Raw genomic sequence first — 13,115 nt, forward strand, 5'->3', positions numbered from 1 at the left:
TGCCGTTGGCTGCGCGGTACCTGCCTGGGTGTGGCGTGTCTACCTGATGGTGACCACGATCTTGCCGACGGCATGGCCATCGGCGAGGTAGTCATAGGCTGCGGAGGCAGCGCTCAGTTCGTAGCTGCTGTCGATCACCGGCTTGACCGCGCCGGACTTGATCAGCGCGCTTAGTTCGGCCAGTTGCGCGCCGTCGGGCGACATGAAGAACGCCTCGAAGCGGACGCCGTGCTTTTCCGCATTGCCATCGCTGTCCTGCCCCTTGATGGAAACCAGAACGCCACCTTTTTTCAGAACCTTGAACGAGCGGTTCATGGTCTCGCCACCCATCATGTCGAACACCACATCATAGCCCGATAGCAGCTCGTCGAATTTCTCTGTCTTGTAGTCGATCACTTTGTCCGCGCCCAGCGAGCCCACAAGGTCGGCGTTCTTGGCGCTGGTGGTGGTGGCGACATAAGCACCCAGATGCTTCGCAATCTGGATCGCCAGTGTTCCGACGCCGCCAGAGCCTGCATGGATCAGGATTTTCTGATCCTTCTTCAAGCCGGCCTTGTCGACAATTGCCTGCCAGGCGGTCAGCCCCGCCAGCGGGATCGAGGCGGCCTCTGCGTGGCTGATATTGGCGGGTTTCAGTGCCAGTTCGTCTTCCTTGATACGGGCAACTTCAGCCAGCGCGCCGGCGTCCTCCTGGTTGGGGCGGGCATAGACCGCGTCGCCGGGCTTGAACCGGGTCACATTGGCGCCGACTTCGCGGACCACGCCCGACACGTCATAGCCCATGACATGCGGAAAGCTGATCGGGAGATAGTCCTTCATGTGGCCAGCGCGGAGGATGTTGTCGATCGGATTGAGGCCAGCGGCATGCACGCTGATCAGCACAGAGTCCTCATTGATCCGGGGCTCTTCGATGTCGGCGATCTCGATGCGGGCTGCATAGGCTTTGATGATGGCGGCTTTCATTAGGGAAATCCTTGATGCTGGTGAGGCGGCCGCGTACCTGCAGTGGTCGGCGGGCGACGGCTTTGTTGGAGCCGCGGGCAGGGCAGTTGGGAGGAATGGCACCGACCCGAGTGCCCCCGTGTGAGGGTGTGGTGCCGGGAGGCTTTGCCTGGCAGAGACCTTCAACGTGGTGGTTCGTGCTGGCCCCTTCAACCGTCATGACGTCGTCGTGATCAGCTCTTTGACAAAGCTGCAGGCGACGATCTCAACTCTCATTCTGGTGCTGGTCGAGCCGTGATCGTCTGCAGCAAACGCAGACATCTGGGCTCAGGTTCCGGATTTTTTTACGGGCCTGCGGTCAGGCGGTCCAGCGGCTCGGTAGCAAGGGTTTTGCCAGCGACAGGATCAGCAGCAGAACCATGCCGACAGCGAGGCCGAAAATGCCGCTCAGCGTGGCTTCCGCCGCCCATCCGGCAAAGCCCGATGCAAATGTAACGGCCGTGCGCACCATGTAAGCGAAAGCCTTTACCGCGTGTCCGAGCGTTGAGGCGCCGAATCCTTCAAGACCATGGATGATGATCGAACCGCCGACCCAGAGCATGGCGGCGGTACCGATGCTGGCAACGGTTTCCATGAAACCGGGCATGCCGCGGACGATGGCGCGACCGAGTGAGCGGGTCCACTCGAAATAGGCGCCTTGGGCCATCTTCAGCCCGACGTCGTCGGCTTTCACCAGTATCGCGACGCTGCCATAGACAAACGCGGTGATGCCGATCGCCACCATCGCCAGGATCATGCCTTCGGTCCACAGCGAGTCAGCCTCGATCGAGGAGAGCGCGATGGTCATGATTTCGGCCGAGAGAATAAAATCGGTCTTGATCGCACCGCTTACCCGTGTCTGCTCCAGATGTGCCGCATCAAGGCCTGCGGACTTGTCCACATGCGCCGGCTCCGGTTGGAATATGTGCCATATCTTCTCCGCCCCCTCAAAACACAGGTAGCCGCCACCGAGCATCAAAAGCGGCCCCAGCAGCCAGGGCGCAAATATGTTGAGCAGCATCGCGATAGGCAACAGGATGACGAGCTTGTTGAACAACGAGCCACGGGCGATCTTCCAGACGATCGGCAATTCGCGGATCGCCGGCAGGCCATGCACATATTTGGGCGTTACCGCGGTGTCGTCGATCAGCACGCCGGCGGTCTTTACCCCCACCTTGGCGGCTTGGGCGCTGACATCGTCAAGCTGAGCGGCGGCGATCTTGGTAAGGGCTGCGACGTCGTCCAGAAGGGCAAGCAGTCCGCTCATAGTGTCTTTTCCAATGCAGGCTGGCTGGTTCGATCGCCGTGGTACGGTTCGGTCTAGGGCGCTGACGCGGCTACCCGGGCAAGCCGGGCGGCCGACATGTGCCCCAATTCCGGTCGGCTGTCACCAGACAACTTCCTAAATTGCAATTGGTTCCGCAACCCCGCTTGCGTGGGTTTCAGTCGCCTGCCAGGCAATCGCGCATCGAGGTGGCGAGCTCGCGGATCAGGTCGAAATAGAGCTCGGGGCCGTCTGTAAGCGTTGCGCCGAGCGGATCGAGAACCGCCGGGCGGGCGTTTGAGCCCTCTACCGCCACGTCGACCAGCCGGCTTTCAAATTGCGGTTCGGAGAAGGCGCAGACGGCGTCGAGTTCGCGCACCTTGTCGCGGATCCCGGTCAGCCGCTCGGCGCTCGGCCGGACGTCAGGATTGACGGTGATCGAACCCGCCGCCTCGATATTGAAGCGCTTTTCGAAATACTGGTAGGCATCGTGAAAGACAATGAAATGCTTGTCGTGCACCGGCGCGAGGATATCCTCGACCTCGTCGCCGAGCGCGTCGAGTTTTGCATTCGTCGCGTGTGCATTGGCGGCATAGGCGGCGGCATTGGCCGGATCGGCATTCGCCAGTGCCGCGCTGATCGCCGCCACAAAGGACTTGGCGTTGGCCGGGTCAAGCCAGACATGCGCGTCATAGCCTCCATGATCGTGGTCATCGTCATGCCCGTCAGCATCATGGTTGGCATCGGCGTGATCATGATCAGTGTCGGCATCCGCTTGCGCGTGATCTTCGTGGCCATCGCTGTCATGATCGTGGGCGTCATGACCATCGGCGTCCCCGTCCGAATGGACGTGCGCTTCGAAGGCGCCGCCGGCTCTGAAGGGCAATTTATGCAGGCCTTCGGCTTCCATCAGCGTGATCGTGTGGGCATTTTTGGCGATGGTCTCGATCGGTTTTTCCAGAAATGTTTCGAAATTCGGGCCCACCCAGAGAATCAGCTCGGCGTTTTCCAGCTCCCGCGCCTGGCTCGGCTTGAGCGCATAGGAATGCGGCGAGGCGGCGCCGCCGACGATCAGCTCGGGCGTGCCCACGCCTTCCATCACCGCAGCCACCAGCGAATGAACCGGTTTGATCGAGGCGACCACCCGCGGTTCGGCTGAAGCGGGGGTAAGGGAGAGCAGCGAAAGCGAGAATGCAGTTGCGACGGCGGCAACGGTCTGGCCAGAAAAGATCATCAACAGGGTCCTGTCATTATCGAGTTTGTGATGTTATAAGGTTACATCGTTGTGTAACGGTATAACGTGTGCGATAGAACTCGACAAGCGTGCAGCAGATTTTTTTCAGGATCCCCAGTGCAGAATATTGAACCACCCCTGATATCGCTCGAAAAGGCCGGCATTGAGCGCGGCGGTCGTTGGCTGGTGCGTGGGGTCGATCTCACCGTCGCCAGAGGCGAGATCGTCACCCTGATCGGCCCCAACGGATCGGGCAAGTCTTCCACCGCCAAGATGGCGCTGGGCGTGATCAAGCCTGATGAGGGAACCGCCGAGCGCATGCCCGGCCTGCGGGTGGGCTACGTGCCGCAAAAACTCTCGGTCGACTGGACGCTGCCGCTGACAGTTGCGCGTTTCATGCGCCTGACCGGCAAACCGGACGCTGCAGAGGCAGAGAAGGCTCTGGCCGCCACCGGCATTGCCCATCTGACCGGCGCCGAAATCCGCAACCTGTCGGGCGGCGAATTCCAGCGCGCCATGCTGGCCCGCGCCATTGCCCGCAAGCCCGATCTGCTGGTGCTCGACGAGCCGGTGCAGGGTGTCGATTATTCCGGCGAAATCGCGCTCTACGATCTGATCCGCAAGATCCGTGACGACAATGGCTGCGGCATCCTGCTGATCTCGCATGATCTGCATGTGGTGATGGCCGCCACCGACCGGGTGATCTGCCTCAATGGCCATGTCTGCTGCCAGGGATCGCCTGTCACCGTGGCCTCCAGCGACGCCTACCGCCGGCTGTTTGGTGGCTACACCGATGCGGCGCTGGCTGTCTACCAGCACAACCACGATCATACTCATCTCGCCGATGGTCGGGTGCAGCATGCCGATGGCTCGGTGACGGCGCACTGCCATCCCGATGATGGCCACCATAAATGCCATCCCGACGATGGTCACCATGAAGATCATCCCGACGATAGTCACCACGCCCACAATCATGATCACCAGAAGCGGCAGGGCGGTGGCTCTGTCCATCCTGCGCCGGTAGCAGCAGCGGCCGCGCCAACGGCCCCAAACCCGAAAGGCGATGGCGATGCTTGATGATTTCTTCTTCCGCGCAATCCTCGCAGGCCTTGGTGTGGCATTGGTGGCCGGGCCGCTCGGCTGCTTCATCGTCTGGCGCAGGCTCGCTTATTTCGGCGATACCCAGGCCCATGCAGCACTGCTCGGCGTGGCGCTCGCCTTGCTGCTCGAAATCAATGTCACGCTGGCCGTGTTCGTGGTTTCTGCGCTGATCTCGCTGGCGTTGCTGGCCTTGCAGAAGCGGGCGACGTTGTCATCGGATGCGCTGCTGGGGTTGCTGTCGCATGCCTCGCTGGCGATCGGTCTGGTGGCGCTGGCCTTCATGACCTGGGTTCGGGTTGACCTGATGGGGCTGCTGTTCGGCGATATTCTCGCCGTCTCGAAAACCGACATCGCCGTGATCTGGACCGGCGGCCTGTTGGTGCTGGCGGTGCTGGCGGTAATCTGGCGGCCGCTGTTTGCCGCCACCGTCAACACCGAGCTGGCCGAGGCCGAGGGTATGCACCCTGACCGCGTCAATCTCGTCTTCATGATCCTGATGGCCACGGTGATTGCCATTTCCATGAAGATCGTCGGCGTGCTGCTGATTACTGCCATGCTGATCATCCCGGCAGCCACCGCCCGGCGTTTTGCCACGGGGCCGGAGCAGATGGCGGTGCTGGCCTCTTTTGCCGGCATGGCCGCCGTCGTGCTTGGCCTTGAGGCGTCGCTTGCCTGGGATACCCCCTCGGGGCCGACCATTGTCGTAGCGGCACTGGTGCTGTTCGTGCTGGCGATGTCGCCGGTGGGCAGCGCGATTGTCCGCATCGCCAGCTTCATTGGCGCCAGAGGCAAACGCAAAGGGGCACCGTCATGAACCGGAATACCCCCTCCGGCGCGGGTCACAGCCATTCAAACCCGCGCGAAAAATCCGATCTGACCAAGAACCAGTCGCTGGTGTTTGGCGCGCTGAGCCGCGCCGAGGGGCCGCTGTCGGCCTACACCATTCTCGACCAGTTGCGCGACGATGGCTTTCGCGCGCCGCTGCAGGTCTACCGCGCGCTCGACAAGCTGGTCGAAACCGGCATGGTTCACCGGCTTGAAAGCCTCAATGCCTTCGTGGCCTGCAGCCATCCCGGCTGCGACAGTCACCAGACCATCGCCTTCGCCATCTGCGAAACCTGCGGCAAAGTTGCCGAAATTTCCGACGAGGCCCTTGAGAGCCGGTTGCGCGAACTGGCGCGTGAGGACGGCTTTACGGTCAAGCGGGCGGTGGTGGAATTGCGCGGGCTGTGCGCCGCGTGTCGCTAGTCTGGTGACGTGCCTATATCGAGGCACTGACGTTCGCGCCAAACCCGCACGGCCATCCGACGCTTGATCCGAGACTACTCATGGAGACGAAGCATGAAACCGCCCGCCTTTGATGCGAGTGCAGCCGGTTCCTACGCGGAAGGCCCGCCACGGCAGGTTCCCGGTTACGAAAGCCTGCACCGGATGGTGTCGCTGTTGCTTGCCGAGCGCGCACCGTCAGATGGCCGGGTGCTGGTTCTCGGTGCAGGCGGCGGTCAGGAACTCAGGGCGCTGGCCGACGCCCATCCGGGATGGTGGTTCGATGGCGTCGACCCCTCAGCCGAGATGCTCGAGTTGGCCCGGCAGGTGGCCGGTTCCCACGCAGAGCGTATACGTTTGCATCAGGGCTTGATCAGCGACGCCCCCGACGGGCCATACGATGCGGCCACATCCATTCTGACATTCCATTTCATTGCGCATGACCAGCGCCTTGATACCTTGAACCAGATCCGCAGCCGTCTCAAATCCGGCGCGCCCTTCATCCTGGTTCATCTCAGCTTTCCGCAGACTGAACCGGAACGGTCTATCTGGATCGCCCGCCATGTCGCCTATGGCAGGTCGAACGGCACCGACCCGGCTCTTGCCGAGAGCGCGCGTCAGGCCATCGGTAGCAGGCTGACAATCCTTTCTCCGGAGGACGAGGTAGCGATGTTGCATCAGGCCGGATTTTCAGATGTCAGCCTGTTTTACGCAGGCCTCAGCATCAAGGGCTGGATTGCCTACGCCGAATAGAAGCAGTCCGTCTCCGCAAAGCCTCTACAGGCTTGCATCCTCCTGAAGGGTCGCATTGCCTGTCGCAGCAATTTCAGAGGAAACGCTGATCGTATTTGCCTCCGGTCAGGCATTGTTTTTCATGTGCCGAACGCCGTCGTTGACGGAAAGTCTCGGTCAGGATCAGCACTCCGGTCGCAATGATGTGAAATGTCTCTGTTTCCTCGCCCGCCCCCCTAACTTGGTAGGCGATTGCCTTGGCAACCGCTGAAGGAAGGCCTATCCTGAACAAGGAGCATTGCAACCGGAAATACCCGGTGGACGATGCGGACTGTAAAGCCCAGCGAGAGAAAAGACATGACTGATATGGACAAGAAACACGGCACTGGATCGACGATGAGCACCGGCGCGCCGGCGGCGAGCGATCGCAATTCGCTCACCATCGGTCCCGATGGTCCGATCGTGCTGCACGACGTACATTTTCTTGAACAGATGGCGCATTTCAACCGCGAAAAGGTTCCCGAGCGTCAACCTCATGCCAAGGGTTCGGGTGCCTTCGGCGTGTTCAAGACGACTGCGGACGTATCTGCCTACACCAAGGCTGCCTTGTTCCAGAAGGGAGCATCCACGGATATGCTGGCGCGGTTTTCCACCGTGGCTGGAGAATCCGGAAGCCCCGACACCTGGCGGGATGTCCGCGGCTTCTCGCTCAAGTTTTATACCGACGAAGGCAATTACGATCTGGTCGGAAACAACACGCCGATCTTCTTCGTTCGCGACCCGATGAAATTTCCGCATTTCATCCGCAGCCAGAAACGCTTGCCTGATTCAGGCCTGCGCGACAATAACATGCAATGGGACTTCTGGACCAACAACCCGGAATCGGCGCACCAGGTAACCTATCTGATGGGCCAGCGCGGCTTGCCGCGGACCTGGCGCAATATGAATGGCTATGGCTCGCACACCTATATGTGGATCAATGCCGCTGGCGAGAAGTTCTGGGTGAAATATCATTTCCACACCCATCAGGGCATGGAGTTTTTCTCCAATGAGGAAGCCGCTGCAATGTCAGGGGCTGACGCCGATTTCCATCGCCGCGACCTGTTCGAAGCGATCGCGCGCGGTGAACATCCCGTCTGGACGATGTCGGTCCAGGTCATGCCCTATGCCGACGCCAAGACCTATCGTATCAACCCCTTCGATCTGACCAAGACCTGGCCTCATGCCGATTATCCGTTGATCGAAGTCGGCACCATGACACTCAACCGCAACCCGGAGAATTTCTTCGCGCAAATCGAACAGGCTGCTTTCTCGCCGGGCAATACCGTGCCAGGAATTGGCCTGTCGCCCGACAAGATGCTGCTTGGCCGCGCTTTTGCTTATAATGATGCGCAGCGCAACCGGATCGGCACCAACTTCCACCAGTTGCCGGTCAACCGCCCGAAGGTGGCGGTCAACACCTATATGTTCGACGGCCAGATGACCTATGAGCATAGCGGCAATGCCCCGGTCTATGCGCCCAACAGCGGCGACCGGAGCTGGGCGGACGAAACCGGTCCCGCCGAGGACAGATGGGAAGCCGATGGCGAAATGGTTCGCAGCGCCTACACGCTGCGTGCCGAGGACGACGATTTCACCCAGCCGGGTATTCTTGTCCGCGAAGTCTTTACTGACGATCAGCGTTCAAAACTGGTTGAAACGGTAAGCGGCGCCCTGCTTGGCGGCGTGCGGTCTCCGGTGCTCGAGCGGGCGTTCGATTACTGGAAGAGTGTCGATGCGGATGTCGGACGCCGGATCGAGGAACGTGTCCGAGCCGGCTCCGCCGTCTGATATATGCACGACCGTTCAAATGGGTTCATTTGAACGGCTGTCTGCACTTACTGAATCAGAACAATACCGCGCCGCGCAATCACTTGGTTGCGCGGCGCGGTCGTAACCGGAACCGCGATTGTCGGCGATCCAATCACCAGCACAGCAATCGAACACCGAGCTTACTCCTTCTTGCCCCCCGTCACCCGGATCTCGCCGATATGCGCGCGCGCGAATTCGGTTTTCAGGAACGCCTCGAGCAGCCGCGCGGGCAGGGTGATACTGGCGCGGTCGGCGTCGGGCAGGGCGTCGAAACGGCCGGCGCGGCTGTGTCTGCTGTCGATCATGCCACCAGCCACCGTGTTGAGTGTATCGGGATCGATCAGGATGAAGGCACCAGTCTCGCGGTTGGTCTCGTAGGCATCGAAGATCGCGTCTTCCTCGAAATCGAGCTCCACCACGCCGATGCCGTTGAGCGCCAGCACTGCCGCGTCATCCCAGTTTCCGGTTGCCAGATCGAGTGCGGAGACCGGCCGCACCATCACCCGCTGCCGCCGTGAACCCGCCTTCAGCCAGTAGCGCTTGCCGGGCACGATGCCGTCGGGCGACAGCGCCACCAGTCGGGCCGAAAATGCACGACCGGTCTGCGGTCGCTGGTCGATTGCCGCAATCATGTCGCCACGCGAAATGTCGACCGGCCTGTCGAGCACCAGGGTGATGGCGTCGCCGCTCACCGCCGCGTTGCGCACCAGATCATAGGTAACGATCGCCTTGACATTGGCCTCGACGCCCGAGGGCAGCACCACGACGCTGTCGCCGGGCTTGATCGAGCCACCGGCGACCGTGCCCTGATAGCCGCGAAAGCCTTCCCCAGGCCGTGACACCCGCTGCACCGGCAGCCGGAACCCGGTGCTCTGGCCGGTGCGCTGGGTGGCCTTCTCCAGCGTTTCCACCAGCGTCGGGCCGGAATACCAGGGCATCACGTCATCGCCGCGCAGCACGATGTTTTCGCCCTTCAGCGCTGACACCGGAATGGCCGTGACCTGGCGCACGCCGAGCGATAGCGCGATCTCGCGGAACTCGCGGGCGATGGCGTGAAACCCGGCCTCGTCATAATGCGCGAGATCGATCTTGTTGACCGCCAGCACGAATTGCCGGATTCCCATCAGCGCGGCGATGGTGGCGTGCCGCCTTGTCTGTTCCAGAATGCCGGCGCGGGCATCGACCAGCAGCACCGCCAGATCGGCGGTCGAGGCGCCGGTCGCCATGTTGCGGGTATACTGCACATGGCCGGGCGTGTCGGCGACGATGAATGAGCGCCGGTCGGTGGCAAAATAGCGATAGGCAACATCGATGGTGATGCCCTGTTCGCGCTCGGCCTGGAGGCCATCGAGCAGCAGTGCGAAATCGGGCAGGCCGAGTTCGTTGTGCTGGCCGGTGGAATCGCCCCTGAGCGTCGCTGCCTGGTCTTCCTTGACCGCCTTGGTGTCCCACAACAGCCGGCCGATCAGCGTCGATTTGCCGTCGTCGACCGAGCCGCAGGTGATGAAGCGCAAGGGCCGCGCCTGTCGCGTCACGGATTGAGGGCCGGTCAGGACGTCAGTTGATTCTTCTTCTTGGGCAAGCCGCGGAAGCAATTGAAAACTCATCAGAAATATCCTTCGCGCTTTTTCTTTTCCATCGATCCGGACTGGTCGCGGTCAATGGCTCTGCCCTGGCGTTCCGACACGGTGGCGATCTCCAGTTCGGCAATCACCTCGTCAAGCGTTGTCGCGCTCGAGCGCACCGCGCCGGTCAGCGGAAAGCAGCCCAATGTGCGAAACCGCACCAGTTCCTCGCGCACCTGTTCTTCGGGTAAAAGTTCCAGCCGCTTGTCTTCAGCCAGAATCAGCATGCCGTCGCGCTCGACGATCTTCCGGCGCTCGGCGAAATAGAGCGGCACCAGCTCGATCTGTTCAGCCTGGATGTAGCGCCAGATGTCAACCTCGGTCCAGTTCGACAGCGGAAATGCCCGCACGCTTTCGCCCGGATGAACCATGCCGTTGTAGATCGACCAAAGTTCGGGCCGCTGGTTGCGCGGGTCCCAGGCGTGATCCGGTGTGCGGAACGAGTAGATCCGCTCCTTGGCGCGGGAGGCTTCCTCGTCGCGCCGTGCGCCGCCAAAGGCCGCATCATAGCGGCCCATGTCGAGCGCCTGTTTCAAGGCCTGGGTCTTCATGATGTCGGTGTAGCGCGCCGAACCGTGGCTGAACGGGGTTACTTTTTCGCGCAATCCATCGGGATTGGTGTGGGCGATCAGATCCAGCCCGTACTTGGCCGCCACCTGATCGCGAAAGGTGATCATTTCCGGAAACTTCCAGCCGGTATCGATATGCACCAGCGGAAATGGCAGCTTGCCGGGATGGAAGGCCTTCAGCGCCAGGTGCAACAGCACCGAGGAATCCTTGCCGATCGAGTAGAGCATCACCGGGCGTTCGAACTCTGCCGCCACCTCGCGAAAGATGTGGATCGCCTCGTTTTCCAGCGCCTTGAGATGCGGGTCCAGCGGCGGCTTGCCGCGCCCGTGTTCAATCACGTTCATCAGAATTTCCTTCAAATGGTCTTACGAGGCCGTGAGTTTGGGCTGGCCCTTGGCGCGCGAGCCGGAAACGGAAGCCGACAGGTGCAGCCCGCATTCGCGGCGCTCGTCCTGTTCCCACCACCAGCGCCCGGCGCGTTCCGGCTCGCCCGGCTTGATGGCGCGGGTGCAGGGCTCGCAGCCGATCGAGGGAAAGCCTTTTGCATGCAACGGGTTGACCGGCACAGCGTCGGCGGCGGCTTGCGCTTTCAGCATCTCCAGTGTCTGGTCGGCCAAAGGGTTGACCTTGATCAGCGAGCGATCGGCATCCCATTCGGCCAGCGGCGCATTGGCGCGGTTGCCCGACTGGCCCCGCCTCAACCCGGTGACCCAGATATCGGCATTTTCCAGCGCCCGGCCCAATGACACGATCTTGCGGGCATGGCAGCAGGCGTGCCGCGCTTCCACGCTGTCGTAAAAGCCGTTCATCCCGTAAAGCGCGACAAAGCCGTCGACATCTTCCTTCCAGGGGTGAAACACCTCGATGCTCAGCCCGTAGCGCGCCTCGGTCTCGCTAATCAGCGCCACCGTCTCGGCAAACAGCCGGCCGGTATCGAGCGTGACGATCCGCACCGTGGTATCGGTCGCGGCAATCACCGAGGTCAGCACCTGGTCCTCGAGCCCGAGCGAGGTGGTAAACACCGCGCGGCCCAAGGCGGCAATGCGCGAGATCCGCTGCGGCAGCGTCAGCGCGGCCAGTTCCCGGTCAAGCCGTGCGGCAAACTCCGGTCCGAATTTTTCGCCCGCAGCTGGACTTGTCGCCGGGCGTGCGCTCGGGCTTCGGGAAAGGCTCGATTGATGCAGGGTCATGATGCAGGCTCCGATTGTGGCTGCAATCTTTGCCCACCGCGCCGGTCAAGACGAGGCATCATCGTCTGTTTGTCAGCGTGGTTCAGGTCTGCTGTTCCGCGTCAGCGGGGTGTTGCGACAAAATCTGACCGATTGCCCTGCACGCCGCGTCGTACTGTCCATTGACCCGACCTGCCAAACATGCCACGCCATAGGGGAAGATTAACAAGCATAGCGGAGCACGCCGATGGGCGCGCCTGACACTGCCGACACCTTATCCGGCCCCAGCCGGGCGCTGATTGGAGCGCTGGAAACGGCAGTTATCGCCGCCGGCAAGGAAATCCTTTCGGTTCGCGCCAAGGGCGCCACGGTGATGGTCAAATCCGATCACTCGCCGGTCACCGAAGCCGATCGCCGCGCCGAGCAACTGATCCTCGATTTTCTCGCAAAAACCTATCCCGATGTGCCGGTGGTGGCCGAGGAATTGGCCGAGGCCGGCCTATGCCCGAGTTACGCACAGGATACGTTCTTTCTGGTCGATGCACTCGATGGCACCGGCGATTTCATCGCCGGACGCAATGAGTTCACCGTCAACGTCGCGCTGGTGCGCGATCATGCGCCGGTCGCGGGCATTGTCTATGCGCCGGCGCTGGGCCGGATATGGAGCGGTTTCAACGACCATGCCGAAGTGGCCGATGTATCCGTCGATGGAGAGATCAGCAACCGCCGCCGAATTCACACAAGGGCGAGCCCGGAAAGGCCGGTGGCGCTGGTCAGCGTCACCCACAAGGAGCCCGAAACCCAGGCCTGGCTCAAGCACTTGCCCGAACACGAGACCGCCCATGTCGGCTCCTCGCTCAAATTCTGCTTGCTGGCCGAAGGCCGCGCCGATGTCTATCCGCGGCTGGTCTGCCTCAAGCAATGGGACATCGCCGCCGGTGATGCCGTGCTCCGGGCAGCCGGCGGCTCGACGCTGACGCTTGAAGGCGTTCCCCTGCGCTACGGCGTCGAGGGCGCCGATTTCGGCTGCTCCCGTTTCATCGGCTGGGGCCGCGCACCCGGCGCGTGACGCTGAGGGATCAGGCACACGCGTGGCGACGCATGGAAAGCCGGTCGGATGTAGTGGCTCAATCGAAGCGTGAAGCGTGGATGCGGCTGAATCTGTTCATCATCATCGAGCGGATGCCTATTGCCGGGGATCTTCCGATCTTCATTCCTGATCGGTCTGGGTGGGGCGCAGGCCACTGCAGGTGCGTAGTCTAGACGTCGACTCGGTGAAATCGTTCATTCGGTGCACACAGAAACCAGTTCAGCGTTTTCTG

At 61.7% G+C, this 13,115-nt stretch carries 12 protein-coding genes; 6 read left to right on the forward strand and 6 right to left on the reverse strand.

What is annotated here, in order from left to right; translation table 11 throughout:
• Positions 1–39 precede the first annotated feature (39 nt).
• From ACK6D9_RS10205 to ACK6D9_RS10215, 3 genes are all read right to left on the reverse strand, one after another.
• Positions 40–963, reverse strand: a complete 924-nt coding sequence (locus tag ACK6D9_RS10205; RefSeq protein WP_412051579.1) for an NADP-dependent oxidoreductase — start codon at positions 961–963, stop codon at positions 40–42.
• Positions 964–1,300: 337 nt separating this feature from the next.
• Complete coding sequence (locus ACK6D9_RS10210; protein ID WP_412051580.1) at positions 1,301–2,248, reverse strand: DUF808 domain-containing protein; 948 nt, start codon at positions 2,246–2,248, stop codon at positions 1,301–1,303.
• A gap of 175 nt (positions 2,249–2,423) precedes the next feature.
• Positions 2,424–3,479: a zinc ABC transporter substrate-binding protein gene (locus tag ACK6D9_RS10215; protein WP_412051581.1), complete on the reverse strand. Its 1,056-nt coding sequence runs from the start codon at positions 3,477–3,479 to the stop codon at positions 2,424–2,426.
• 117 nt (positions 3,480–3,596) lie between these two features.
• Here ACK6D9_RS10215 and ACK6D9_RS10220 point away from each other — a divergent pair, with 117 nt between their 5' ends.
• The 5 genes from ACK6D9_RS10220 to ACK6D9_RS10240 all read left to right on the forward strand — a co-directional run bounded on the left by ACK6D9_RS10220 (position 3,597) and on the right by ACK6D9_RS10240 (position 8,408).
• Positions 3,597–4,556 (forward strand): ATP-binding cassette domain-containing protein, encoded by a 960-nt coding sequence (locus ACK6D9_RS10220; protein WP_412051582.1) that lies wholly within the window; start codon positions 3,597–3,599, stop codon positions 4,554–4,556.
• A complete protein-coding gene (locus ACK6D9_RS10225; protein WP_412051583.1) occupies positions 4,549–5,394 on the forward strand; it encodes a metal ABC transporter permease in 846 nt (281 codons plus the stop codon). Before ACK6D9_RS10220 ends, ACK6D9_RS10225 begins: the two co-directional genes overlap by 8 nt.
• A complete protein-coding gene (locus ACK6D9_RS10230; RefSeq protein ID WP_412051584.1) occupies positions 5,391–5,828 on the forward strand; it encodes a Fur family transcriptional regulator in 438 nt (145 codons plus the stop codon). Before ACK6D9_RS10225 ends, ACK6D9_RS10230 begins: the two co-directional genes overlap by 4 nt.
• A gap of 93 nt (positions 5,829–5,921) precedes the next feature.
• Positions 5,922–6,599, forward strand: a complete 678-nt coding sequence (locus ACK6D9_RS10235; RefSeq protein WP_412051585.1) for a class I SAM-dependent methyltransferase — start codon at positions 5,922–5,924, stop codon at positions 6,597–6,599.
• A gap of 336 nt (positions 6,600–6,935) precedes the next feature.
• Positions 6,936–8,408: a catalase gene (locus ACK6D9_RS10240; RefSeq protein WP_412051586.1), complete on the forward strand. Its 1,473-nt coding sequence runs from the start codon at positions 6,936–6,938 to the stop codon at positions 8,406–8,408.
• A gap of 161 nt (positions 8,409–8,569) precedes the next feature.
• Here the strand turns inward: ACK6D9_RS10240 and cysN are convergent, their stop codons facing one another.
• The 3 genes from cysN to ACK6D9_RS10255 are packed head-to-tail and all read right to left on the reverse strand — an operon-like array spanning position 8,570 to position 11,814.
• Positions 8,570–10,036 carry a sulfate adenylyltransferase subunit CysN gene (cysN, locus tag ACK6D9_RS10245; protein ID WP_412051587.1) on the reverse strand — a complete coding sequence of 489 codons (1,467 nt, stop codon included), beginning with the start codon at positions 10,034–10,036 and terminating at the stop codon, positions 8,570–8,572.
• On the reverse strand, positions 10,036–10,968 hold the full coding sequence (cysD, locus tag ACK6D9_RS10250; RefSeq protein ID WP_322988714.1) for a sulfate adenylyltransferase subunit CysD: 933 nt from the start codon (positions 10,966–10,968) through the stop codon (positions 10,036–10,038). The genes cysN and cysD overlap by 1 nt, the downstream gene beginning before the upstream one ends.
• A gap of 21 nt (positions 10,969–10,989) precedes the next feature.
• Positions 10,990–11,814 (reverse strand): phosphoadenylyl-sulfate reductase, encoded by an 825-nt coding sequence (locus ACK6D9_RS10255; protein ID WP_412051588.1) that lies wholly within the window; start codon positions 11,812–11,814, stop codon positions 10,990–10,992.
• 274 nt (positions 11,815–12,088) lie between these two features.
• Here ACK6D9_RS10255 and cysQ point away from each other — a divergent pair, with 274 nt between their 5' ends.
• Positions 12,089–12,862 (forward strand): 3'(2'),5'-bisphosphate nucleotidase CysQ, encoded by a 774-nt coding sequence (cysQ, locus tag ACK6D9_RS10260; protein ID WP_412051782.1) that lies wholly within the window; start codon positions 12,089–12,091, stop codon positions 12,860–12,862.
• Positions 12,863–13,115 lie beyond the last annotated feature (253 nt).

It is taken from the genome of Hoeflea sp. Naph1, assembly GCF_046837775.1.
Lineage (GTDB): Bacteria > Pseudomonadota > Alphaproteobacteria > Rhizobiales > Rhizobiaceae > Hoeflea.

Excerpts from the sequence above, each read along its gene's own strand:
- ACK6D9_RS10210 (WP_412051580.1), bottom strand. The coding sequence starts at position 2,248 with ATGAGCGGACTGCTTGCCCTTCTGGACGACGTCGCAGCCCTTACCAAG.
- cysN (WP_412051587.1), bottom strand. The coding sequence starts at position 10,036 with ATGAGTTTTCAATTGCTTCCGCGGCTTGCCCAAGAAGAAGAATCAACT.
- cysD (WP_322988714.1), bottom strand. The coding sequence starts at position 10,968 with ATGAACGTGATTGAACACGGGCGCGGCAAGCCGCCGCTGGACCCGCAT.
- ACK6D9_RS10235 (WP_412051585.1), top strand. The coding sequence starts at position 5,922 with ATGAAACCGCCCGCCTTTGATGCGAGTGCAGCCGGTTCCTACGCGGAA.
- ACK6D9_RS10225 (WP_412051583.1), top strand. The coding sequence starts at position 4,549 with ATGCTTGATGATTTCTTCTTCCGCGCAATCCTCGCAGGCCTTGGTGTG.
- ACK6D9_RS10255 (WP_412051588.1), bottom strand. The coding sequence starts at position 11,814 with ATGACCCTGCATCAATCGAGCCTTTCCCGAAGCCCGAGCGCACGCCCG.
- ACK6D9_RS10205 (WP_412051579.1), bottom strand. The coding sequence starts at position 963 with ATGAAAGCCGCCATCATCAAAGCCTATGCAGCCCGCATCGAGATCGCC.
- ACK6D9_RS10215 (WP_412051581.1), bottom strand. The coding sequence starts at position 3,479 with ATGATCTTTTCTGGCCAGACCGTTGCCGCCGTCGCAACTGCATTCTCG.
- ACK6D9_RS10240 (WP_412051586.1), top strand. The coding sequence starts at position 6,936 with ATGACTGATATGGACAAGAAACACGGCACTGGATCGACGATGAGCACC.
- ACK6D9_RS10230 (WP_412051584.1), top strand. The coding sequence starts at position 5,391 with ATGAACCGGAATACCCCCTCCGGCGCGGGTCACAGCCATTCAAACCCG.